Origin of the sequence: Burkholderia reimsis, assembly GCF_003294055.1 — a bacterium.
GTDB classification, from domain to species: domain Bacteria; phylum Pseudomonadota; class Gammaproteobacteria; order Burkholderiales; family Burkholderiaceae; genus Burkholderia; species Burkholderia cepacia.
The window spans coordinates 96,803-119,371 of record NZ_QMFZ01000013.1 but is presented as its reverse complement, the minus strand read 5'-3'; the positions used below and the strand labels follow the sequence as shown (position 1 = coordinate 119,371).

Genomic DNA, 22,569 nt, shown 5'->3' with positions numbered 1-22,569 from the left:
GTGACGCTACCGGCTCGGGATAGGGTCATCCAGATGCCGTGATGCAACCTTGCCCGTTCTCTGCGAGCTTTCAGTCGCATGCGTGGCACCTGACAACCGTAAGGTGCCCGCCGGTCGATTGCATTCGTAAACATCGCCGGGCACCCGTGATTATCCCGAGCCTGTTTACTACTATCGCGTCGTAAATTGGTGCGATTATTTCGGAAAATTAAATAGGCCAATCATCACTTTCGCCTCCGGATTTTTTTGAGAATCCAGGTCGCCTTGTCCTTGCTAAAACCAATTCCATCTGCTTTATTTACTCATACCAAATCAGGATAAAACGCTAACGGGGTATCACGGTCACTTTGTCGGGTATTGGTGCCTGACGAAGTGACATCGATTCACTACAGCATCCCTACGATCTGAAGGCGCAGCCCCTTTCCAGAGGGCGTGCTACGTCTGTTGCGCGTGTCCGCGCCCATGGAGGCGATCAGGTGACCACGCGGGCCCGCCCATGGCCCGCCGATTAATGCTTTCAAAATGCCAAGCGATATTTGAATAAAGCGAATTCGATTGAGCGCGAGTTTAAATATTTATTAACTACCTGCTTACGTTCAAAACCTGGCGGCCAAACCCTAATGCCACCCACGAAGGAGGCTGGATATATCATGAATAACGCATCTGGAGTCAGAGTTCGTCCGTCGATCGAATCGTTGCAAGTCGAATATCGGAAAGGCAACAAAAAGCCGCTGGAAGACCTGATGCGCGCGTGGAAAGGCATCAAGGCATTGCCGCCCGACGATCCGAACTCGTTCTTCATGATCGGCGGCTTCCACGGCGAGCCGTTCCGCGGCGCCGGCTGGGGCTCGGCGTCATACTGGGGCGGTTATTGCAACCACGGAAACGTGCTGTTCCCGACCTGGCACCGTGCGTACCTGCTGCGGCTGGAACAGGCGCTGCAGAGCATCCCCGGTTGCGAGCAGGTGATGCTGCCGTTCTGGGACGAAACCAGCGAAGAGTCGCTGACGAAAGGCATCCCGTGGGCACTGACCGACCCGGATTTCGAGCTCGACGGCGAAAAGATCCCGAATCCGCTGGCCTCCTTCACGTTCAACCGGGCGATCACCGACAACATCAACGGCGACGATCCGAACTACAGCAAGCCGCTGCCGTACGTCACGGTCCGTTACCCGCTGTCGGGGCTCGTGGGTACCGACAAGGACCGGGCCGCGACCGAGAAGCACAACGCCAGGTTCAAGGATGCCAAGGAGAACGTGGTGTTGCTGAACCGGAACATCGTGGACTGGCTCACGTCCTACATCGTCGTGAAGGGCAACGTGGTGCCGACCAACGTGAAGCGCAAGTTCGAGCAGTGCCTGGACGCGCCGAACTACACGGTGTTTTCCAACACGACGTCCGCGGCCCAGTGGAACGAGAATCTGCCGGAAGGCGCGATTCCCGTCGTCCCGCTCGAGTCGCCGCACAACAAGATTCACCTGGCGGTCGGCGGGTTCGACGTGCCGCACGGCCCGAACAAGGGCGACTTCTCGCCGATTCCGGGCGCCAACGGCGACATGGGCGAAAACGACACGGCGGGCCTCGACCCGATCTTCTATTTCCATCACTGCTTCATCGATCGCGTGTTCTGGCTGTGGCAGAAGCGGCACGGCTTCACGCAGCACCTCGACGTCATCGCCGAGTATCCGGGCACCAACTCGGTCGACGCGCAGGGGCCGACGCCGGGCACGGTGCCCAACTCGTGGCTCACGCTCTCGTCGCCGCTCGATCCGTTCAAGAAGAGCGAGAACGGCAAGGAGCGCGCCTATACGTCGCTCGACTGCATCAACATCGAGGAGCAGCTCGGCTACACGTACGGCCCCGGTTCGCTGGAAGACCTGCCGAAGCTCTCGCTGGCGGCGACGACCGTGCCGGCCGGCAACAGCAGCAAGGTCGTGCGCGTGTCCGGGCTGAATCGTGCGCCGATCGCGGGGTCGTTCCTGGTATCCGCGTACGTCAACGTGGACGGCGAGCGGCACCTGCTCGGCACGGAGGCCGTGCTGAGCCGCTGGAGCGTGCAGTACTGCGCGAACTGCCAGACGCACCTCGAAGTGAAGGCGTTCTTTCCGCTGGACCAGTTCTCGGTGAGTGCGGTGGAGGGGGCCCAGTACGACGTCGAGATCCATACGCGCGAAGGCGTACGCCTGCAGACACAACCAGCTTCGCCGCCCGCTTCGCAAGCCGTCGCCGGTGCGGCTCCGCAGGCCGCGCCGAAACTGTTCCGGCTCGAGGTCCGGTAACGACGGCGCGTGACGAACCGGCGCCATCGCGTGGCGCCGGTTCACTTCGGTATTTCGACGACATGGACATGAAGGGGAGACGCGCGCATGAGCTACACACCCGAAACCGGCAGCCTGGTGGGCCAGTGGACCTATCGCAGTTTCCTGAACGATCCCGATCCGGCCACCGCATTCAACGACCTGGAATTCGGCCTCGGCACGATCGAGATCGCGCACGCACCGGCGGGCATTTTCAAGGGGCGCATTTTCGGCCCGGGATGGGAGCTGCAGCTCAACGGCTGGATCAGCTACGGGAATCCCGGCACCGTCCGCTTCCAGGGGCGCGGGGTGGTCAGCGGCGAGGAGTGGGTCTACGACTATGTCGGGTACGTGAGCGCGCCCTGGCCCAACGGCATCAACCAGCGTCCGGCGCTGACCGGTTCGATCGTCCGGACGGTTCCGCATGCGAGCGGCAACGGCGGCGTCGCGCCGGCCGGGGTGGTGTGCTCGTGGTATGCGGTCATGCGAGATCCCGCCTGAACGGCCATGACTGCCCGGAGTGCTCCGCCGGCCGACCCGACCAGGCGTCCGGCGACGGTGACGGGCGCGATCCGCGCATGCGTGGAGGCCGGGCCCGCGCGAACGGCCATGCTCCCGATGCCCGAACGCGTGCGCGGCGCGCTGGCGTTCGCGACCCTCGGCTACCTGGCGTGCGACTTGCCGACGAGGCTGCATGGTGCCCCTTCCAGCTGGATATGGAACGGCATCGGTGCGCTTGCCTGCGGCGTGGCGGGGTACTCGACGAGAGGCGGAACGCCGGGCAGGTGCGCGCGCCGGTCGATGCTCTGGTGCATGGCCGCCATCTGCGCGGGACTGACGCTCGATGCGATGCGGGCGCCCCTCGAGGCCATTCTCGACATCTGTGGCGGCACGCTCGATACCGGTGCCATGTGGAACATGCTGGTGCTCCATCTCCAGTGGTTCCCGATGTCGATGCTGGCCATGCTGGCGCTGTTGATTCGGCGCGAAGCCGACCGCAAGGACGGGCATCGACGCGGCCCGGTAAGCGTGCTCGTCAGGGCGCCGGTGCGGGTCGCGCTCGAATTCGCGGGGATGTTGCTCGTCATGGCGCTCGGCATGACCGCGATCAGGGCAATCGCGTTCAGCGTGGGGCTGCGTTGGGATACGAGCGGCGTGGCCTTTGCGATGCTCGTCAGCATGCTGGCGTTCTACGCCCTGAGCGATCGAGCGGCCCTCGCAGAGGAATCGTTGAAAGGCCGCTTGCGAAACAAGAACGGCCAGATTACTTAGGATCGCAAAAACAGGTTGGAGATCGAATTCGGCGGAACATGATCGCGGCGTAGGTCGATTTCAATAAAAGAGACCACGCACCGGGCAGCGGGCGAACGGGGCGCAACGGTATCGGCCGGCATGCGCGGCGGCACTGCTTGCCTGCGCATGGCCCGCCGGCGTAGGCGCGACGCACGGCGACAACCGATTTCACAGACCCGTCGCACGGTTCGTCCCTGCAGCGGTCCCGCCGAAATTTCCGGCGGGGCTGCCGCCTGTCCATTTCCCGGAGAACACCATGCGATATCCATTGCAGTACGCCAGCGTCGGCGCCCCGGCGCTGCGTCCATCCGTACCCGAACCGCACGCACCGGCGCCGCGGGCCGACCTCGAGGAGGTGTGAGCCATGAGCGACGACGCACTCGACCCGTTGCTGCGGCAGTTCGCGGAGAAACGATTGGGACGGCCCCTCGAGCCGGCCGAAGAACGGGCGCTGCTCGAGCGGCTGCCGGGTCGTCACGCGGCCCGGCCGGCCCCGGCGGCCGGCACGGCCACGCAGGCGAGCGCCGCGAACCCGCCATTGCCGCGCCTGAAAACCCGGCAGGAGGCGCGCGAGCAGGTCAAGCATTTTCTGCAGCTCAACCAGCAGAAGGCATACGAGAAGATGCGCGGCATCCTGCAGACGATCGACGCGCAGAACGAGACGACCCTCGGCATGCTGGCGTCGGAACAGCAGAAGGTGTCCGGCGTACTCGACGCGCACGAGCCGCCGGACGGCGCACCGGCATCCGGCGCGGCCGACATCCAGGACAGCACCCGCGAGGCGCTGGCGGTGATCGGCGAACAGCTGACCGGCCTCATCCGGCAGGAAATCGACGCCTGCTTCCGGCACTACGTCGATTCGCTCGCCGTGCGGCTCGACGCGATCGACGAGCGGCTGCAACGCATCGGCGCCCGTCCGGCCGAGATGCACGAACCGGCCGCTGCTGCCACAGCCACTGCTTCTGTTCACGATACCCCCGGGCCAGCGTCCATGGAGTAGCACACCGGGCATGCGGTTGAAGTCGAGCGGCTGAAGTCCGGCGGCTGGACACGAGACCGGCCGGCCCCGATGTGCGACCTCTCAACTACGTGAATCAAGGAGCAAAAAATGGGTGATACGTGTCAGGTGTGCCAGGTCAATCCCGCGATTACCGATGCCGTCACGCAGGTCAACGTCAAGGTGGTCGCCGAGGCGCCGGCGATGGCGATGGGCTCGCTGTACCAGGCCCAGAGCCATTCGCTCAGCATCCTGTTCGAGAACGCGGTGCAGCAGCAGTCGCAGGCCGCGATCCAGTCGCAGACGTCGACGAACGTGGGGACGATGCAGCTCTACACGATCGGGCCGGAAAGCGCGGGGGCGGCCGCCACGGAAATCGGCGCGAACGGGATCATCTCCATTCTGGCCGACGTGATCGCGATCGGGAAGGCGATGCGCCCGTAACGCGCGGTCGCTACTCCGTGATCGAGCGGCGGCGCAGGCGGCACGGGCCGCCGATATCGCCGCCGATCCGCCGTGCCGCCGCGTCGCCGAACCGCAGCACGTCCGCCGGCGCCTGAACAGCGGTGCCGCGCGGTGTTCCGGAGCAAACGACAGGACGGGTAGAGCCGATTCGATGCGGCGCCCGTTCGCAAACCAGGAGAAATTCGATGGCAAATGATACAAGCGCCCCGACGGATCCGAAGGATCCGAAAGACCCCTGCAACTGCAAGACGTGCGCGGTCAATGCCGCGATCACCGACGCCGTCACGCAGACCAACGTCAAGGTGGTGGGTGAAGCGCCTGCGATGGCAACGGGCTCGCTGTACCAGGCCCAGAGCCATTCGCTCAGCGTGCTGTTCGAGAACGCCGTGCAGCAGCAGTCGCAGGCCGCGGTACAGCTGCCGACCTCGACGAACGTGGGCACGATGCAGCTCTACACGCTCGGGCCGGCGAGCGCCGGCGCCGCGGCGACGGAAATCGGCTCGAACGGCGTGCTGTCCGTGCTGGCCGATGTGCTCGCGCTCGGCAAGGCGCTGGCCTGACGCGTAACCCGGCGTCGACGCCGGGCGGCGGCCCCGATTCCCGTGGCTGTCGCCCGGCGCCTGTCGTCGTCCCGACGCTCGCGACGGCGAGCGCTCGCACGCACCGATGCAACCGTCCGGCGCACGTCGCCGACCGACCCATTCATGCGTTCGCCGTGACTGCCTCGCAGCGGCGGGCAAACCAGGAGCAACGACATGCCGGAACAGGTTTCCGCCGCGGTGACCGATGCGGTCACGCAAGCCAACGTCAAGGTGGTGGGCGAAGCGCCCGCCGTGGCCTTGGGCACGCTCATGCAGTCGAACAGCCATGCGTCCGCGATCCTGCTTCACAACGCGGTGCAGATGCAGGCGAACCAGGCGATGTCCAACCTCGCCGCCACGACCGTCGGCATCATGCAGCTCTACGCCGGCTCGCCGGTGGCGGTGGCCGCCGCGGCGCGCTCCGCGAACGACAACCTTGCGTCGCAACTGACCGCCGTCGCGCAGCTGATGAACGCCATCGGCCACTGGCGCGGCTGATCTTCACCGCGCGCCGCGCAACCCGGCGCGCGCGACCTCCTGCCGCCGCGGCGCGTCGCGGCGCATGCGCCTGGCGCGTCAATTGGCGTTGACGATGGTCCGCAGCTGCTCCGGCTTCTCGATCGTCACGCCGTGCGCGTGAAGCCGGATCAGGCCGTCGCGCTGCATCTTCTGCAGGCTGCTGTTCAGTCGCGGGCGGCTGACGTTGAGCATCGCGGCGAGGATGCTCTGGCTCTCCGGCAGCCGCACCTCGAGATCGTTCCCTTGCATGCGGTTCAGCAGATGGCGCGCGAGCCTGGCTTCGAGCCGGTACAGGCACGTCGATTCGACGAAGTCGCTCAGCTGGTGGACGTGCCGGCACAGCTGCTCGTGGATGCGCTCCATGAAATCCGCGTTGGCCAGCAGCGGCGCGAAGTACTGGCGATGCAGCAGCGACACACGGCAGTCGGGGCTCAACTGCGCGGTGAAGCTGCGCCGGTGGGCGCGAACCAGCGTGTTTTCGCCGATGAGTTCACCCGGCAACGAGTGGCCGAGAATGAGTTCGCGTCCGCCGGGTTCGTGCAGCGTCTTGTACACGCGGCCGCAGTGCACGAAGGCGACGAAATCGCCCGGATCGCCCTTGAAGAACAACAGGCGATTGCCGTGTTCGGGCCAGGGCGCGAGATGCCGCTCGATGTGAGCGAGCAGGCTTTCCGGAAGATCGGCGAGTATCGGGATATTGCACAGCGTTCGACCGTTGACGAGGGCAGGCATGTTTTCCGTGCAAGGTTGTTTGACGATGCGGCCACCTAGCGAAAAACGCTGCCTTTGGCATTACGTGAAAATGAATGATGAAAATAACCAGATAATGGGAAAGTGATCCCGATATGGTTTTGCTTCGGCGCCAGGGACCTTTGGTCGACCGACATCGACAGCAGCGTGCCGGCGTAATCGCATCGCGGCGGCAGTCGCCATTTTTCATCGAAATGCCATTGGTTACGCTCGGCGGCGCGCCCGAAACGACGGATGAGGAGATGCCGGGGAATTAAAGTTTCCGTTCACAATAATCAAGAAAATTTACACGAAGCGATTATCTTTAAAACGGTGTTACGCGGGTAACAGCGCCATTCCCGGCACCGAATCGATTCTGTGTTTTCCATAAAAAAGGAAGGCACGGGATGACAACCTCGAACCAGCACGCTGTTTCGACGCCTGAGTCACCGGCGCAGCAGCTCGATCACACGTGGCGGGAAATGCAGGGGAAATTGCGGCGGCGCGCGCGCCTGTTGTGCAAGGGCGATATCCACCGCGCCGACGAACTGCTCTCCGATACCGCGCTCAAGGTCCACATCTACCTGCAACGTTCGCCCGAGCGCGTCCGGAACCTGGCCGGCTTTCTCTTTCTGGCGCTGAACCACGCGTTCCTCGACGGCGCGCGCCGCCGTGTGCGCGAAAGCGGCATGCTCGAATTCGATCCGGGCTGGGACGACGATCACACCGTCGAGCTGGCCGGCCACGCGCCGTCGGTGGAGCAGCAACTACTGCTCCGGCAACAGCTGCTGCGTCTCGAGCAGGTGTTGTCCACGCTCTCCTCGCAGCAGCAGATGCTGTTCACGCTGAAGTTCGAGGAGGACCGGCCCTATCTGCACATCGCGGCGACGCTCGGGATCAACGAGCCGCTGGCCAGGAAGCGTGTCGAGCTGCTGCGCCGGAAATTGCGCGAGGAACTCGCGTGAGCGCGTTCACGAACGCGAGCATGCAGCGTTCCTAACGGCATGCGCGGCGTCGATGGCCCGCCGTTCCTTCAATCGCATGCCGGAGCCGAGATCCGAGGAGGCCTCGTGGCAGACAAAGTCAATGAGCAGGTTACCGACGCGCTGACGCAGACCAATGTCAACGTCGTCGCGGGATCCCCGGCCCAGGCGCTGGGCATGCTTTACCAGATGTTCAGCCAGGCCGTCGGCATCTCGGCGCAGAACATGACGCAGCAGCAGGCGGCGCTGAACCAGATTTCGAACGCCGTCGTGTCGAAGGCGGTGGCCATGATCCTGTCCGTCGAAGCGTCGCCGAAGCCGGCATCGGGCGGCGCGGCGCAAGCTCCGGCGGCCGGGCCGCAGACGGGTTCCACGCATTAGTCGACTCTCGGGATACCTGAACCATGAACATGAAAGGCCTTTTGGGCGGGCGCGGCGACGGTGCGCCGCAGGCGCCGCACGATGGCGCGTCCGCGGCAGCAGGCGCAACGACGCCGGCCGACGCAACGACACCCGCCGATGTCGCGCCGCCCGTCGCGGCGCCGAAGGCCGGCGCGCGCGCATGGCCGGTCAACCGGCTGCGCAGGCTCACCGATGCGCTGAAGGTGCCGAACCAGGTCGCCGGTCCGGCCGGGGGCGGCGGTTCTGCGCTGCAGACCGTGCAGGCGATCAACGCGGAGGCGGCGTCCTACGCGACGACGCAGATCGCCGTCGGCCCGAACATGATGATCACGCAGGCGGGCGGGATGGTCGCGCAGGCGGCGGCCAACTACTTCGAGGCGTCGACGTCGCTGGCGATCGCGGGCAAGAGCGTGCTGATGAAGGACCTGGCGCAGAAGACCATCGACGAGAACGTGCGCGGGATGGCGATGGATGCGGTGGGCCTGCTGTTGACCGACCTGTTCGTCGCGACGGCGGCGGTCGTCGCGGGTGCCGCGGAGGCGATCGAAGGCGAGGCCGCGAGCATCGCGCTCGACAAGATCGACGAGAGCCTGCAGCGGTATCAGGCGCTGCTGGACAAGAAGGGTGCGTAGCGCGCGACCGCGCGCGGCGACCAGGAATCAATCGACACGACCCGCCGGGCCGTCAGGCCCGCCGCGGGATGTGAGCGGCGGGAACGACGCGTGTCCGCTTTCGCGGACACGTCGCGGCCCCGCCACCGGCAGTCCCATCGAGTCAAGTGAGGAACCCATGCCCTACGACATTCAGAACGTACAAGGTCCCGCGCCGCTGGTGGTTGGCGAGCGCATCTGGGGAGACGCGGCGGAAATCGATTTCGGCGCGATGACGAGCTGCATCGCGCTCGTCGAGCAGACGCCGGGCCAGCCGGCGTCGGTGCGCGCGATCCATCTGTCGATCGTCAGCGACGACGGTACGAAGGTGTACGACCCGTCGGCGAACGTGGCCGGGCAGGTCGAGACGATCATGCAGCAGAGCGGCGACCTGCGTACCTGCCTCGGGCGCATCGATCTCTGGCAGGCCAGCGAGTCGCAACAGCTGCGGGATTTCTTCGCCGCGCTGATGCTGAGCCTCGACATGCAGAACTGGGTGCCGTTGCCGGACGGCAACCTGCGGGTGCGGATCAACGGCGGCGTGATCCAGTATCGGCAGGGCGCCGGCCCATGGACGAACGCGTAGCCGGCGCGACCGGTTGAAGCCGGCGCCCGCCGTCCGGGCGGGCACCGGTGCAACACGGGCGTGTCGTCCCGTGCCGCTCGCCGCCCGCGCGCCCCCCAGCTTTTTGCTCATCAACACCAACAAAAATCATCATTTCGCCGCAAGCGGCGTGTCAGCAGAATGTCTCCATTCCAGCTCGAGCGACAGCACGCGCGTCGCGCCGAGCCGCACTTCAGAAGGAGACAGCCGTGGCAGTCGAAACAACCTCAATCGATACGCTCGTCGTCGGCGCCGGTCAGGCCGGCGTGGCCATGAGCGAGCACCTGGGCAAGCTGGGCGTGCCGCATCTCGTGCTGGAGCGCAGCCGCATCGCCGAACGCTGGCGCACGGGGCGCTGGGATTCGCTGGTCGCGAACGGCCCCGCGTGGCACGACCGCTTCCCGGGGCTCGAATTCGACGGCCTCGACCCCGACGCATTCGCGTCGAAAGACCAGGTCGCGGACTACTTCGAAGCGTATGCGCGCAAGTTCGACGCGCCGATCCGCACCGGCGTCGAGGTGAAGCGGGTCGTGCGCAATACGGGCAAGCCGGGTTTCGTCGTCGAGACCTCCGACGGCACGATCGAGGCGAACCGCGTGGTCGTCGCGACGGGGCCGTTCCAGCGCCCGGTGATTCCGCCGATCGCACCGGACGATGCGCGCCTCGTGCAGCTTCATTCCGCCGACTACCGCAACCCGGGCCAGCTCCCGGACGGCGCGGTGCTCGTGGTCGGCGCGGGTTCGTCGGGCGTGCAGATCGCCGACGAGCTGCAGCGCGCGGGCCGCCGGGTCTACCTGTCGGTGGGCCCGCACGACCGCCCGCCGCGCGCGTATCGCGGCCGCGACTTCTGCTGGTGGCTCGGCGTGCTCGGCGAATGGGACAAGGAAGTCGCGACGCCCGGCCGCGAACACGTGACGATCGCGGTGAGCGGCGCGCGCGGCGGCCATACGGTCGATTTCCGCAAGCTCGCGAACCAGGGCGTGACGCTCGTCGGGCTGACGAAGTCGTTCAGCGGCGGCGTGGCGACGTTCGAGCGCGACCTCGCGATCAATCTCGCGCGCGGCGACGAGAACTACCTGTCGCTGCTCGACGCGGCCGACGCCTATGCGGCCCGCAACGGCCTCGACCTGCCGGCCGAACCCGACGCCCGCCACATCCTGCCGAACCCCGACTGCGTCGCGCACCCGATCCTCGCGCTCGATCTCCCCGGCGCGGGCGTCACGTCGATCGTCTGGGCGACGGGATATGCGGTCGACTACGGCTGGCTGAAGGTCGATGCGTTCGACGCGAACGGCAAGCCGCAGCACCAGCGCGGCGTGTCGAAGGAGCCGGGCATCTATTTCCTCGGGCTGCCATGGCTGTCGCGGCGCGGCTCCAGCTTCATCTGGGGCGTGTGGCACGACGCGCGGCACATCGCCGATCACATCGCGACGCAGCGCACCTACCTCGAATACCACGACGCATCGCAGCGCCGCTCGGCATCGCGTCCGGAGCCGGGCGGCGCCGCGTCGCAGGCCGACGCGCGGCCGCTCGCCGACGCGGTCAACTGACCGACCCCATGCTGCCTGCCGTACCGCGATGGTGTTCGCGCCCGGTGCGGCGGCGTGCCCCCTGACGACTGAAGGATTTCGATGAGCCAACCGACCCATACCCGTATCCGCATGTTCAACACGAAGGATACCTACCCGAACCAGACGCTCGACAACGACCTGTGCCAGGCCGTGCGGGCCGGCAACACCGTCTACGTGCGCGGCCAGGTCGGCACCGACTTCGACGGCAACCTGGTCGGCCTCGGCGACCCGCGCGCGCAGGCCGAGCAGGCGATGAAGAACGTCAGGCAGTTGCTGGAGGAAGCCGGCAGCGACCTCACGCACATCGTGAAGACGACGACCTACCTGATCGACCCGCGTTATCGCGAGCCGGTGTACCAGGAAGTCGGCAAGTGGCTGAAGGGCGTGTATCCGATCTCGACGGGGCTCGTCGTGTCCGCGCTCGGCCAGCCGCAGTGGCTGATGGAAATCGACGTGATCGCCGTGATTCCGGACAACTGGCAGCCGAACCGCGCATAGGAGGCGACATGACTTTTTCCATCGTGGGGCGCTGCCCGGAGACGGGCCAGCTCGGCATCGCGATCAGCTCGTCGAGCATCGCGGTGGGCGCGCGCTGCCCGTGGGTGCGTGCGGGCGTCGGCGCCGTCGCGACGCAGAACATCACGCTGCCGGCGCTCGGCCCGCAGATCCTCGACCTGATCGAGCACGAACAGCTCGCGCCCGCCGCGGCGCTCGACCGCGCGCTCAGCGCGAACGGCTGGAGCCAGTACCGGCAGGTCACGGTGATCGACGGGCAGGGGCAGGCGGCGTGTTTCACCGGCAAGGAAGCGCTCGGCACGCATCACGCGGTGCGCGGCGAACAGTGCGTGGCGGCCGGCAACCTGCTGGCTTCGCCGGACGTGATCGACGCGATGGCGCGCGCCTTCGAGCAGGCACCCGGCCTGCTCGCCGATCGCCTGCTCGCCGCGATGCACGCGGCGATCGCGGCCGGCGGCGAGGCGGGGCCGGTGCACTCGGCCGCGCTGAAGGTGGCCGGCGACGTGACCTGGCCGATCGTCGACCTGCGCGTCGACTGGGCCGAAGCCGATCCGGTCGGGCAGCTCGATGCGCTGTGGCGGGCGTATCGGCCGCAGATGCAGGACTACCAGGCGCGCGCGCTGAACCCGACCGCCGCGCCGAGCTACGGAGTACCGGGCGATGAATGACACGTCGAGCCGCGCGTTGCTCGAGCGGCTGATCGGTTTCGCGACGGTCAGCCGCGATTCGAATCTCGAGATGATCGGTTTCATCCGCGACTATCTCGCGGGCTTTGGCGTCGAGAGCGAACTGTTCTACAACGCGGAACGGACGAAGGCGAGCCTGTACGCGACGATCGGGCCGCGCGATCGCGGCGGCATCGCGCTGTCGGGCCATACCGACGTGGTGCCGGTCGACGGGCAGGCGTGGACGGTCGAGCCGTTCCGGCTGACCGAGCGCGACGGCCGCCTGTACGGGCGCGGCACGGCCGACATGAAGGGCTTCATTGCGTCGGCGCTCGCGGCCGTGCCGGCGTTCGTCGCGCGGCCGCTACGCGTGCCCGTGCATCTCGCGTTCTCGTACGACGAGGAAGTCGGCTGCCTCGGCGTGCGGCCGATGCTCGACGCACTGGCCGCACGCCCGCACCGGCCGCGCCTGTGCCTGATCGGCGAGCCGACCGAGCTGAAGCCGGTGCTCGGCCACAAGGGCAAGCTCGCGATGCGCTGCCACGTGAAGGGGGCCGCGTGCCATTCGGCGTATGCGCCGTCGGGCGTCAACGCGATCGACTATGCGGCGAAGCTGATCGGCCGGCTCGGCGAGATCGGCGCGGCGCTCGCGCGGCCCGAACGGCACGACGGCCGTTTCGATCCGCCGTTCTCGACCGTGCAGACGGGGTTGATCAAGGGCGGCCGCGCGCTGAACATCGTGCCGGCCGAATGCGAGTTCGACTTCGAGGTGCGTGCGCTGCCGGATTTCGACGCGCACGACGTGCCGCGCAAGCTGCAGGACTATGCGGAATCCGAACTGTTGCCGCGAATGCGTGCGGTGCGGCCCGACACCGACATTCGATTGCAGCCGCTGGGCGCGTATCCGGGGCTGGCCACTGCGCCGGACAGCGAGGCCGCGCGCCTGCTCGCGATGCTGAGCGGTTCCGATGCGTTCGGCACGGTCGCATTCGGCACCGAGGGCGGGCTGTTCGGGCAGGCCGGGATTCCGGCCGTGGTGTGCGGGCCCGGCAGCATGGACCAGGGGCACAAGCCCGACGAGTTCGTCACGCTCGACCAGCTGCATGGGTGCGACGCGATGCTGAGTCGTCTGGCTGCGTATCTGTCGTCGGCCGCCTGAAGTCGTCACTGCAAACACGCCCGCACCGCCTCGCGCGGTGCGGGCGTGTTTGCGCGTCTTATCTCGCCGTTTCCGCGACGATCTGCGCGAGCCGCTCGCGGCAGAAGTCGACGAACGACTGCGCCTGCTTCGTGAGCTGGCCGCGCTTCAACCGCGCGCTCACGAGCCCCGACGGGCTCACCGTTTCGCTGAGGCCGATCGTCACGACCCGCTGGCCGTCGTATGTGTATTCGGAATGCGGGCGCGTGACGAGCAGCGAGAAGCCGAACCCCTGGCCGACCATCCCGCGCACCATCTCGATCGACGGCGACCCGAACACGATGTTCGGCGTCAGCCCGAGTTCGTGAAAGAGGCTGACGAAATACGTGCGGCTCGGCTGCACGTCGAGCAGGATCATCGGCTCGACGCAGAGGTCGCGCAACGACACGTGTGCCTGGCCCGCGAACCGGTGGTTCTCCGGCAGCAGCACGTACGGCTGCTGCGGCGGCATCAGCGGCTCGGTCTCGATCGTGCCGTCGAGATCGTGGTCGTACATGAGCGCGAGATCGAACGTGCCGGACGTCAGGCCCTGCACGAGTTCCTGCTGGTCGCCGTCGCGCAGCCGGATGTTCACGCCCGGGTAGCGCTCGCGAAAGCCCGCGATCAGTTGCGGCAGGTAGAGCGGCGCGACCGTCTCGAAGCAGCCGATGTCGATCTGCCCGGTGATCACGTCGTTGTCGGCGAGCGCGTTCTGTTCGAATTCGTGCGCGATGCGCAGCAGCTCCTGCGCTTTCCGGTAGAAGCGCGTGCCGCCCGGCGTCAGCGATACGCCCTGCGCATGATGACGAATGAACAGCTTCACGCCGAAGCTTTCTTCCAGCCCCTTGATCGCGCTGGAGATCGACGGCTGCGCGATGAAGAGCTGGCGCGAGGCCTCGGCCACGCTGCCGGATTCCACCGTCGTCACGAAGTATTTCAGTTGCCGCAAAGTGTAGTGAGCCACACGCACCTCTGATGCACGGCCCCGGCGTGCCGCCCGGGCGCAATCTGTCCATGGTTGTGCGTAGCACCTTACCTGAAAGGCCCCGGCGCCGGAATTTCCGCTGCAGAGCTTTTTCGTATGTCCCGGAAATATTTTTAGTATTTTCCGGTCGCGATACCCGTGGCGCACCATCGTCTCCAACCTGGATCGCGACGATCACCACGATCACGAAGCGGCCGCACACGCGCCGGCGGGGCATGTCATCCGTCCCCGCGAGCGGTTCGTCCGCTGCGTTCGACTCCGCCGCGCGTGCACGCGGTGCGTCGTCGTTCGCGTATCCGGACCCGATTGCAGGCGCGCACCCCGACGCGCGCCGGCTGACACGGCACGCGCGCATCGCCGCGCAGGACAGGAGACTTCACCATGACGAACGCGGAACGCAATGCGTCCCCGATGATAGAGAAGCACACGATCGGCTACGTGCCGCCCGCCGAGCGCCACGGCAAGGTGCGCGACCTGTTCACGCTCTGGTTCGGCGGCAACATCGCGCCGCTGCCGATCGTGACCGGCGCGCTCGGCGTGCAGATGTTCCACCTGAACCTGCTATGGGGCATCGTCGCGATCGTCGTCGGCCAGGCGGTGGGCGGCGTGCTGATGGCGCTGCATTCGGCGCAGGGGCCGCAGATGGGCATCCCGCAGATGATCCAGAGCCGCGCGCAGTTCGGCTCGTGGGGTGCGCTGCTCGTGACCGTGATCGCGGCCGTGATGTACGTCGGCTTCTTCGCGTCGAACATCGTGCTCGCCGGCAAGTCGGTGCACGGCATCGCGGCGTCGGTGCCGGTGCCCGTCGGCATCGTGATCGGCGCGGTGGGTTCGGGGCTGATCGGGATCGTCGGATACCGGTTCATCCACATCCTGAACCGGATCGGCACGTGGGTGCTCGGCATCGGCATCGTCGTCGGCTTCTGGATGATCCTCGCGCACGTGACGACCGACGATTTCCTGACGCGCGGCGGCTTCGACTTCGCGGGCTGGCTCGCGACGGTGTCGCTGTCGGCGTTGTGGCAGATCGCGTTCGCACCGTACGTGTCGGACTATTCGCGCTATCTGCCGGAAAACGTCGGCGTGGCGTCGACGTTCTGGGCGACCTACCTCGGCTGCACGATCGGCTCGACGCTCGCGTTCATCTTCGGCGCGGTCGCGGTGCTCGCGGTGCCGGCCGGCGCCGACACGATGGATGCGGTCAAGCAGGCGACCGGCCCGCTCGGCCCGCTGATGCTCGTGCTGTTCCTGCTGAGCGTGATCAGCCACAACGCGCTGAACCTGTACGGCGCGGTGCTCGCGGTGATCACGTCGGTGCAGACGTTCGCGTACAAATGGATTCCGACCGCGAAGGCGCGCGCCGTGGTGTCGGTCGTGATCTTCGTCGCGTGCTGCTACGCGGCGATCGGCGCGTCGACGAACTTCGTCGGCAACCTCGTCGATCTCGTGCTCGCGCTGCTCGTCGTGCTGGTGCCGTGGACCGCGATCAACCTGATCGACTTCTACGTGATCCACAAGGGCAAGTACGACATCCAGTCGATCTTCATGGCCGACGGCGGGATCTACGGCCGCTTCAACCCGCAGGCGCTGCTCGCGTATGCGATCGGCATCCTCGTGCAGATCCCGTTCATGAACACGCCGATGTATGCGGGCCCGATTCCCGCGCATCTCGGCGGCGCGGACCTGTCGTGGCTCGTGGGGCTCGCGCTGACGTCGCCGCTGTACTACTGGCTCGCGACGCGCGACAGCGCGTATCGGCGCCGGCAGACGGGGGCGACGATGCCGCCGACGGCGGCGCGGTAAACCGGGCGTCGTTCGGCGCGATGAAATGAAAATGCCGCCGCATCGGTTGCGATGCGGCGGCCGGGAAAGGCGGGAGCGGGGCGGCAGGCGGGTTCAGGCACGCGGCGTGCCGCGACGCGAACCTGCCTGCCCGCGGATCAGACCACCGCCGAGCGCGCCACCCGCACCGGCACCGACTTGTACGACGGCGTGCCGCTTTCCTTGTCGATGTAGTCGAGCGGCACGAGCACGTTCGCTTCCGGGTAGTACGCGCCGACCGAACCCGGCGCGATGTCGTACTCGATCGCGGTGATCTTCTCGAGACGCAGCGTGCGGCCCGAGGCGGTGATCGTCTCGATGTCGACGAGGTCGCCGTGTTCGAGCCCGTACTTCGCGAGATCGGCCGGGTTCATGAACAGCACGTCGCGACGCCCGAACACGCCGCGATAACGATCGTCGAGCCCGTAGATCGTCGTGTTGTACTGGTCGTGGCTGCGCAGCGTGATGAGCCGCAGCACCTGCTCGCCGCCGAGCACGTCGGCATCCTCCTTCACGCCCTTGTAGACCGAGAACATCGCCTTGCCGGTCGGCGTCGGCCACACGCGCTGGGTGGGCGGCAGCGGCAGCCGGAAACCGCCCGGCGTGCGGATGCGCTCGTTGAACGCCTCGAAGCCGTCCACCGTGCGGTCGATCAGGTCGCGGATGCGGTCGTAGTCGGCGATCAGGTCGAGCCATGCGACCTTGCTGTTCGGCAGCGTCGCATGCGCGATTCCCGCGACGATCGCGGGCTCCGAGCGCAGCTGGTCGGACGCCGGCTTGAGCTTGCCGGCCGACGCGTGGACCATCGACATCGAATCCTCGACGGTGATCGACTGGCGGCCGGTGGCCTGCATGTCGAGTTCGGTGCGGCCGAGCACCGGCAGGATGAAGGTTTCCTTCGCGACCAGCAGGTGCGAGCGGTTCAGCTTCGTGCCGAGATGCACGCTCAGGTCGAGCTTCGCCATCGCCGGGAACGACTGTTCCGGATCGGGCAGCGCGACCGCGAAGTTGCCGCCGAGGCACAGCAGCGCCTTCGCGGTGCCGTCGATCATCGCCTGCATCGCCTGCACCGCGTCGTGCCCGTGATGCGCGGGCGGCGTGAAGCCGCACACGTCCTCGATCTTCTTCAGGAACTCGGCCGACGGCTTCTCGGTGATGCCGACCGTGCGGTTGCCCTGCACGTTCGAATGGCCGCGCAGCGGGCACACGCCGGCGCCAGGCTTGCCGATGTTGCCGCGCATCAGCAGCAGGTCGGCGATCAGGCGCACGGTTGCGGTGCCCTTGTTGTGCTGCGTGACGCCCATCCCGTACGTGATGATCGTCGCGTTCGACTTCGCGTACGCGAGCGCGACCTGTTCGAGCTGGGCCTGGCTGAGGCCGCTCGCGCGTTCGATGTCGTCCCACGACGTGGCTTCGAGGTCGGCCGAGAACGCGTCGAAGCCGTCGGTGTGCTGCGCGATGAAATCGCGGTCGAGCACGTTGCCTTGCTCGGCTTCGAGCTTCAGCAACGCCTTCATGATGCCCTTCAGCGCGGCCGCGTCGCCGCCGGCATCGACCTGGTAGTACGTCGATGCGATCCGCGTCGAGCCGAACGACGCCATCTCGATCATGTCCTGCGGGTCCGCGAAGCGTTCGAGCGCGCGCTCGCGCAGCGGGTTGAACACGATGATCGGCACGTTGCGACGCGAGCACTCGTGCAGCGTGCCCATCATCCGCGGGTGGTTCGTGCCGGGGTTGTGGCCGATCGAGATGATCAGCTCGCAGTGGTCGAAATCCTCCAGCGACACGGTGCCCTTGCCGATGCCGATCGACTGCGGCAGGCCGACGCTGGTCGGCTCGTGGCACATGTTCGAGCAGTCGGGGAAGTTGTTGGTGCCGAGCTCGCGCGCGAACAGCTGGTACAGGTACGCGGCTTCGTTCGATGCGCGGCCCGACGTGTAGAACTCGACCTGCTCGGGCGGCAGCGCGCGCAGCACTTCGCCGATGCGGGCGAACGCATCGTCCCATGCGATCTCGCGGAACGTGTCCGTCGCGCGATCGTAGACGAGCGGATGCGTGAGCCGGCCCATGTTCTCCAGTTCGTAGTCCGACATGCGCAGCAGCGACGACACGGTGTTCGCGGCGAAGAACTCGGGCGTCACGCGCTTGGTCGTCGCTTCCCACGTGACGGCCTTCGCGCCGTTCTCGCAGAACTGGAACGTCGACTTGTGTTCCTTGTCGGGCCACGCACAGCCGGGGCAGTCGAAGCCGTCGGGCTGGTTGGTTCGCATCAGCACGATCGGCGCCTCGATGGTCTCCATCTGGGTGCGCACCGCGTCGGCTGTCGCGCGAAGCGCGCCCCAACCGCCGGCGGGCCCGTCGTACTTCCTGATGCCTGGCACTTCGCGTCGATTTGTCATGGTGAATCTCCAATAGCCGGGCCCGGTGCGGGTGGCTCGGTTGCGCCGTGTCGCGGCGTGGGGCGGCTCCGTCCGGCGGACGGAGCCGGTCATGCGTGCCCCGGGTTGCAGGGCATGCGTTGTTTTAGTGGGCGTCCTTCTTCGCGCCTGACGACTTCTTGCCGGGCTTCGCCGCGGGCGGCGGGGCGTCGGCGGGCGTGTCGTCCGGCTTCGCGTCTGCTGCCTTGGCGGCCTTGCCGTTGGGCTTGACCTTGCCGTCGGCTTCCTTCGTCTCTTTCGCTCCCTTCGCTTCAGGCGCGGCGAGCTTGTTGAACTTCACTTCGTCGCTGTCCTTGTCGTAGTCGACCTCGCACTTGTCGCCCGACTTCAGCCGGTCGGCGAGGATCTCCTTGGCGAGCCGTGTCTCGATGGTCTGACGGATCTGGCGCTTCAGCTCGCGCGCGCCGAACTCCGGCTGGTAGCCGGCTTCGGTCAGGTGCTCGACGAGCGAATCGCCCATCACGAGCGTGATGTCCTGCGCGGCGGCCGTGCGGACCACGCGGTCGAGCTGGATCTGCACGATCGAGCGGATGTTCTCCTTCGACAGCGCGTGGAAGACGATCACCTCGTCGATGCGGTTCAGGAACTCGGGGCGGAAATGGCCCTTCAGCACCTGCATCAGTTCCTCGCGGATCGCCTTGTCGGTCTTGCGCGCGGCTTCCGGCTGCGTGAGGTTGTCCATGATGATCGCGGCGCCGAGGTTGCTCGTCGCGATGATGATCGTGTTGCTGAAGTCGACCACGCGGCCCTTGCCGTCGGTCAGGCGGCCGTCGTCGAACACCTGCAGCAGCACGTTGTACACATCCGGGTGCGCCTTCTCGATCTCGTCGAGCAGGATCACGCTGTACGGGCGGCGCCGCACGCGCTCGGTGAGCTGGCCGCCTTCGTCGTAGCCGACGTAGCCGGGCGGCGCGCCGATCAGCCGCGCGACCGCGTGCCGCTCCATGTACTCGGACATGTCGATGCGGATGATCGCCTGCTCGTCGCCGAACACGGTCTCGGCGAGCGCCTTCGCGAGCTCGGTCTTGCCGACGCCCGTCGGCCCGAGGAACAGGAACGTCGCGATCGGCCGGTGCGTCTGGCCGAGCCCCGCGCGCGACAGCCGCACGGCATCGCTGACGGCCACCACCGCGTCGCTCTGGCCGACCACGCGCTCGCGCAGTTGCTCTTCCATCTTCAGCAGCTTCTGGCGTTCTTCCTGCGTGAGTTCGGACACGGGGATGCCGGTCAGGCGCGACACGACCTCGGCCACGGATTCGACCGTCACCTCGAGCGTCTCGGAGCCCGTCTTGCGCTGCCACGCCTCCATCTTCTCGTCGACGGCCTTCTGCTTCGCGTTGATCTGCTCCTCGAACTGCTTCGCTTCGTCGAAGCGCTTGCGCGAGGTCGCGTAGTCCTGCTCGCGCTTCAGTTGCGCGATCTGCGCTTCGCCTTCCTGAATGTCGACCGGGCGCGACGTCGCGCCGATCCGCACGCGTGCGGCGGCCTGGTCGATCAGGTCGATCGCCTTGTCGGGGAGGAAGCGCGACGTGATGTAGCGGTCGGCGAATTCAGCGGCCGCGACGAATGCGTCGTCGGCGAACGTCACCTGGTGATGCGCCTCAAGGCTGTCGCGCAGCCCGCGCAGGATCACGATCGTCTGCTCGACGCTCGGCTCCGGCACGAACACCGGCTGGAAGCGCCGCTCGAGCGCGGCGTCCTTCTCGATGTACTTCTGGTATTCGTTGAGCGTCGTCGCGCCGATCAGGCTCAGTTCGCCGCGCGCGAGCGCGGGTTTCAGCACGTTCGCGATGTCGAGGCCGCCTTCGCCGCCGCCCTGGCCGGCGCCGACGATCGTATGCAGCTCGTCGATGAACAGGATCAGTTCGTCCTGCTTCGCCGTGACTTCGTCGATCAGCTGCTTCGCGCGCTCCTCGAACTCGCCGCGATACTTGGCGCCTGCCACCATCGAGTTGATGTTGACTTCGACGAGCCGCTTGTCGCGCAGCACCTCGGGCACGTCGCCGTTGACGATCCGCTGCGCGAGCCCTTCGACGATCGCCGTCTTGCCGACACCCGGCTCGCCGATCAGCACCGGGTTGTTCTTCTTGCGGCGCGCGAGCACCTCGATCGTGCTCTCGATTTCCTGCGCGCGGCCGAGCACGGGGTCGAGCTTGCCCTGGCGCGCGATCGCGGTGAGGTCGCGGCCGAACTTGTCGAGGTTCGGCGTGCCGGTCGGCGCATCGACGCGGCCGTCCTCGGCACCCTTGCCGACCACCTTCACGACTTTCTGGCGCAACGCCTCGGGCGTCACGCCGTATTTCTTCAGCAGCGTGCCGGCGACGCTGTCCGGCACCGACGCGAGCCCGATCAGCAGGTGCTCGGGGCCGATGTACGAATGGCCGAGATCGCGCGACGCCTGGAACGCGTATTGCACGGCCTTCTTCACGCGCGGCGAGATCGACAGCTTGTCGAGCGGCGCATCGGGGTCGGCCGTGCCGGTGTGCGCGTGCTCGTCGATGTACGACCGGATGTCCTGCGGCGACAGCTTCAGTTCCTTCAGCAGCGCGGCGCACACGTCGGTGTCCGCGAGCGCGTAAAGCAGGTGTTCGGAATCGAGCTCGCTGCGGCGCAGCTCGTGCGCCTTCTCGGCCGCGCGCTGCAGCAGTTCCAGCGTCTGCTCGCTGAACGCGTCGGTCGGGTCGACCGATTCGCGCGGGACTTCGGCGGCGAGCGGCGATTCGTCACCGAGCCCGCCGAACAGCGACGACGAGCCGCCCCCGCCCAGCAGCGAATCGAACGGGTTCAGCATGCTTTGATGCCGCATCAGCTGACGGAAGTGGTAGTCGCAGATCGAGATGGTCTTGCGCTCGCCGTCCTGCATCACGGTTGCGCGCGCGACGGCCGGCCGGGCGTGGCAGATATCGCAAAGTGCGGGCATGGTGGTCTGGCTCCTGTCGGTGAAAGTGGGTCGAAGGGTGAAGTCCCGATGCGGTGCGGCGCTTGCGCGGCCCGACCGCGTATGCACGACATGAAGCAGGGCGGCACGGCGGCGCGCGGGCCGTGCCCGGGCTGTCGCGCAGTGCGCGCCGGCGTCGTGCGCGGTCGCGGTCAGGACGGCAGGCGTGCGTGCCGGGAGGAGCCCACGGCATCGCTTCGACTGCGTTCAAAATAGCGAATCGGCGGAGGCCATCCAAGACACAGTTCCACGCCGGCCCGGCCGCGAATTGCACCCTCGGATGCGGGCGCGCACGGGCGAAGAGGAGCACAGACGCGCGGATGCACGGCGGCGCGGGCGTGCGCGGCACGCGTAACGCGTGGTGACGGGAAAGCGGGGCGGGCGCCACGCGAACGGGGCGCGGTGCGACATGGGCGCGCAGGGCGCCGGTTGCAGGTGGATGGAGGGTGCCGCGGGTGGTCGGGCGCGATGGAAGCGCTGCAACGGGGACGTGCGGCGAGCGGCCGGATGCAGCCACGCACGCACCGCGGACGATGCGTGCGTGGCGGCCGAAGGAGCAGGCGGGTTGCACGGTCCGGCGCGGACGGGGCGCAACCGCGGCGTGCCGCGGTCAGTCCGGGAGGGTCATCGCGAGCCGTTGCCGGGCGATCTGCTTCACGTCGGTTGACAGTGCCGCATCCGGCAGGCCATTGGCCCAGACGGAGAACGAATCCTCGATCAGGTTGCGCGTGTCGGGCGGCAACTCGGCCAGGACCAGCGACAGGACGGTGAACAGCACGGCGGTATCGCCGGCCTGGCGGCTCGCGTTCGCGTCGACCGCCTGCTTCAACTGGTCGACCGACGCCTGCAGCGCCTGTAATGCCTCATTCGACTCGCTCATCACACACTCCATGCAAAGTGGGCTCGATCGGCGACGAACATGCGGCCGGCGGTGCGGC

General features: G+C 67.0%; 21 protein-coding genes. 16 read left to right on the top strand and 5 right to left on the bottom strand.

What is annotated here, in order from left to right; genetic code table 11:
- Positions 1-650: 650 nt before the first annotated feature.
- From DPV79_RS17210 to DPV79_RS17180, 7 genes are all read left to right on the top strand, one after another.
- Positions 651-2,279 carry a tyrosinase family protein gene (locus DPV79_RS17210; protein WP_021157928.1) on the top strand — a complete coding sequence of 543 codons (1,629 nt, stop codon included), beginning with the start codon at positions 651-653 and terminating at the stop codon, positions 2,277-2,279.
- Between the two features lie 87 nt (positions 2,280-2,366).
- A complete protein-coding gene (locus DPV79_RS17205; protein WP_059485981.1) occupies positions 2,367-2,798 on the top strand; it encodes a hypothetical protein in 432 nt (143 codons plus the stop codon).
- Between the two features lie 108 nt (positions 2,799-2,906).
- Entirely contained in the window at positions 2,907-3,569 is a 663-nt protein-coding gene (locus DPV79_RS17200) for a hypothetical protein (RefSeq protein ID WP_133295677.1), read from the top strand.
- A 385-nt stretch (positions 3,570-3,954) separates the two neighbouring features.
- Positions 3,955-4,590 carry a hypothetical protein gene (locus tag DPV79_RS17195; RefSeq protein WP_113046018.1) on the top strand — a complete coding sequence of 212 codons (636 nt, stop codon included), beginning with the start codon at positions 3,955-3,957 and terminating at the stop codon, positions 4,588-4,590.
- Positions 4,591-4,698: 108 nt separating this feature from the next.
- Complete coding sequence (locus DPV79_RS17190) at positions 4,699-5,031, top strand: RebB family R body protein (RefSeq protein ID WP_021157934.1); 333 nt, start codon at positions 4,699-4,701, stop codon at positions 5,029-5,031.
- A 206-nt stretch (positions 5,032-5,237) separates the two neighbouring features.
- Positions 5,238-5,612: a RebB family R body protein gene (locus DPV79_RS17185; RefSeq protein ID WP_021157935.1), complete on the top strand. Its 375-nt coding sequence runs from the start codon at positions 5,238-5,240 to the stop codon at positions 5,610-5,612.
- 195 nt (positions 5,613-5,807) lie between these two features.
- Entirely contained in the window at positions 5,808-6,131 is a 324-nt protein-coding gene (locus DPV79_RS17180) for a RebB family R body protein (RefSeq protein WP_048028509.1), read from the top strand.
- 78 nt (positions 6,132-6,209) lie between these two features.
- On the opposite strand, the gene DPV79_RS17175 is transcribed toward DPV79_RS17180, so the two are convergent.
- The gene (locus tag DPV79_RS17175) at positions 6,210-6,884 is read right to left on the bottom strand and encodes a Crp/Fnr family transcriptional regulator (RefSeq protein WP_042973784.1); all 675 of its coding nucleotides are present in this window, start codon (positions 6,882-6,884) and stop codon (positions 6,210-6,212) included.
- Positions 6,885-7,288: 404 nt separating this feature from the next.
- On the opposite strand from DPV79_RS17175, the gene DPV79_RS17170 reads away from it, so the two are divergent.
- The 8 genes from DPV79_RS17170 to argE all read left to right on the top strand — a co-directional run bounded on the left by DPV79_RS17170 (position 7,289) and on the right by argE (position 13,431).
- Positions 7,289-7,846, top strand: coding sequence for an RNA polymerase sigma factor (locus tag DPV79_RS17170; RefSeq protein WP_027792484.1), 558 nt, complete (start codon positions 7,289-7,291; stop codon positions 7,844-7,846).
- Positions 7,847-7,951: 105 nt separating this feature from the next.
- Positions 7,952-8,245, top strand: a complete 294-nt coding sequence (locus DPV79_RS17165; protein ID WP_021157938.1) for a RebB family R body protein — start codon at positions 7,952-7,954, stop codon at positions 8,243-8,245.
- Positions 8,246-8,268: 23 nt separating this feature from the next.
- Positions 8,269-8,898: a hypothetical protein gene (locus tag DPV79_RS17160; RefSeq protein WP_113046017.1), complete on the top strand. Its 630-nt coding sequence runs from the start codon at positions 8,269-8,271 to the stop codon at positions 8,896-8,898.
- A 157-nt stretch (positions 8,899-9,055) separates the two neighbouring features.
- Positions 9,056-9,502, top strand: coding sequence for a hypothetical protein (locus DPV79_RS17155; protein ID WP_113046016.1), 447 nt, complete (start codon positions 9,056-9,058; stop codon positions 9,500-9,502).
- A gap of 227 nt (positions 9,503-9,729) precedes the next feature.
- Positions 9,730-11,070, top strand: a complete 1,341-nt coding sequence (locus DPV79_RS17150) for a flavin-containing monooxygenase (protein ID WP_113046015.1) — start codon at positions 9,730-9,732, stop codon at positions 11,068-11,070.
- Between the two features lie 81 nt (positions 11,071-11,151).
- Entirely contained in the window at positions 11,152-11,589 is a 438-nt protein-coding gene (locus tag DPV79_RS17145) for a RidA family protein (protein WP_021157943.1), read from the top strand.
- An 8-nt stretch (positions 11,590-11,597) separates the two neighbouring features.
- On the top strand, positions 11,598-12,275 hold the full coding sequence (locus DPV79_RS17140; protein ID WP_113046014.1) for a DUF1028 domain-containing protein: 678 nt from the start codon (positions 11,598-11,600) through the stop codon (positions 12,273-12,275).
- Positions 12,268-13,431: an acetylornithine deacetylase gene (gene argE / locus DPV79_RS17135; RefSeq protein WP_113046013.1), complete on the top strand. Its 1,164-nt coding sequence runs from the start codon at positions 12,268-12,270 to the stop codon at positions 13,429-13,431. Before DPV79_RS17140 ends, argE begins: the two co-directional genes overlap by 8 nt.
- A 58-nt stretch (positions 13,432-13,489) precedes the next feature.
- On the opposite strand, the gene DPV79_RS17130 is transcribed toward argE, so the two are convergent.
- Positions 13,490-14,413, bottom strand: a complete 924-nt coding sequence (locus DPV79_RS17130; RefSeq protein ID WP_059485967.1) for a LysR substrate-binding domain-containing protein — start codon at positions 14,411-14,413, stop codon at positions 13,490-13,492.
- Positions 14,414-14,815: 402 nt separating this feature from the next.
- On the opposite strand from DPV79_RS17130, the gene DPV79_RS17125 reads away from it, so the two are divergent.
- Positions 14,816-16,237 carry a purine-cytosine permease family protein gene (locus DPV79_RS17125; RefSeq protein WP_113046012.1) on the top strand — a complete coding sequence of 474 codons (1,422 nt, stop codon included), beginning with the start codon at positions 14,816-14,818 and terminating at the stop codon, positions 16,235-16,237.
- 137 nt (positions 16,238-16,374) lie between these two features.
- Here the strand turns inward: DPV79_RS17125 and DPV79_RS17120 are convergent, their stop codons facing one another.
- The 3 genes from DPV79_RS17120 to DPV79_RS17110 all read right to left on the bottom strand — a co-directional run bounded on the left by DPV79_RS17120 (position 16,375) and on the right by DPV79_RS17110 (position 22,511).
- The gene (locus DPV79_RS17120) at positions 16,375-18,654 is read right to left on the bottom strand and encodes an FdhF/YdeP family oxidoreductase (RefSeq protein WP_113046011.1); all 2,280 of its coding nucleotides are present in this window, start codon (positions 18,652-18,654) and stop codon (positions 16,375-16,377) included.
- 124 nt (positions 18,655-18,778) lie between these two features.
- Positions 18,779-21,613 (bottom strand): ATP-dependent Clp protease ATP-binding subunit, encoded by a 2,835-nt coding sequence (locus tag DPV79_RS17115; protein ID WP_113046010.1) that lies wholly within the window; start codon positions 21,611-21,613, stop codon positions 18,779-18,781.
- Positions 21,614-22,241: 628 nt separating this feature from the next.
- The gene (locus tag DPV79_RS17110) at positions 22,242-22,511 is read right to left on the bottom strand and encodes a hypothetical protein (protein ID WP_059682427.1); all 270 of its coding nucleotides are present in this window, start codon (positions 22,509-22,511) and stop codon (positions 22,242-22,244) included.
- Positions 22,512-22,569 lie beyond the last annotated feature (58 nt).

Coding starts and splice junctions, on each gene's coding strand:
- DPV79_RS17210 (WP_021157928.1), top strand. CDS start 651: ATGAATAACGCATCTGGAGTCAGAGTTCGTCCGTCGATCGAATCGTTG.
- DPV79_RS17205 (WP_059485981.1), top strand. CDS start 2,367: ATGAGCTACACACCCGAAACCGGCAGCCTGGTGGGCCAGTGGACCTAT.
- DPV79_RS17200 (WP_133295677.1), top strand. CDS start 2,907: ATGCTCCCGATGCCCGAACGCGTGCGCGGCGCGCTGGCGTTCGCGACC.
- DPV79_RS17195 (WP_113046018.1), top strand. CDS start 3,955: ATGAGCGACGACGCACTCGACCCGTTGCTGCGGCAGTTCGCGGAGAAA.
- DPV79_RS17190 (WP_021157934.1), top strand. CDS start 4,699: ATGGGTGATACGTGTCAGGTGTGCCAGGTCAATCCCGCGATTACCGAT.
- DPV79_RS17185 (WP_021157935.1), top strand. CDS start 5,238: ATGGCAAATGATACAAGCGCCCCGACGGATCCGAAGGATCCGAAAGAC.
- DPV79_RS17180 (WP_048028509.1), top strand. CDS start 5,808: ATGCCGGAACAGGTTTCCGCCGCGGTGACCGATGCGGTCACGCAAGCC.
- DPV79_RS17175 (WP_042973784.1), bottom strand. CDS start 6,884: ATGCCTGCCCTCGTCAACGGTCGAACGCTGTGCAATATCCCGATACTC.
- DPV79_RS17170 (WP_027792484.1), top strand. CDS start 7,289: ATGACAACCTCGAACCAGCACGCTGTTTCGACGCCTGAGTCACCGGCG.
- DPV79_RS17160 (WP_113046017.1), top strand. CDS start 8,269: ATGAACATGAAAGGCCTTTTGGGCGGGCGCGGCGACGGTGCGCCGCAG.
- DPV79_RS17155 (WP_113046016.1), top strand. CDS start 9,056: ATGCCCTACGACATTCAGAACGTACAAGGTCCCGCGCCGCTGGTGGTT.
- DPV79_RS17145 (WP_021157943.1), top strand. CDS start 11,152: ATGAGCCAACCGACCCATACCCGTATCCGCATGTTCAACACGAAGGAT.
- DPV79_RS17140 (WP_113046014.1), top strand. CDS start 11,598: ATGACTTTTTCCATCGTGGGGCGCTGCCCGGAGACGGGCCAGCTCGGC.
- argE (WP_113046013.1), top strand. CDS start 12,268: ATGAATGACACGTCGAGCCGCGCGTTGCTCGAGCGGCTGATCGGTTTC.
- DPV79_RS17125 (WP_113046012.1), top strand. CDS start 14,816: ATGACGAACGCGGAACGCAATGCGTCCCCGATGATAGAGAAGCACACG.
- DPV79_RS17120 (WP_113046011.1), bottom strand. CDS start 18,654: ATGACAAATCGACGCGAAGTGCCAGGCATCAGGAAGTACGACGGGCCC.
- DPV79_RS17115 (WP_113046010.1), bottom strand. CDS start 21,613: ATGCCCGCACTTTGCGATATCTGCCACGCCCGGCCGGCCGTCGCGCGC.
- DPV79_RS17110 (WP_059682427.1), bottom strand. CDS start 22,511: ATGAGCGAGTCGAATGAGGCATTACAGGCGCTGCAGGCGTCGGTCGAC.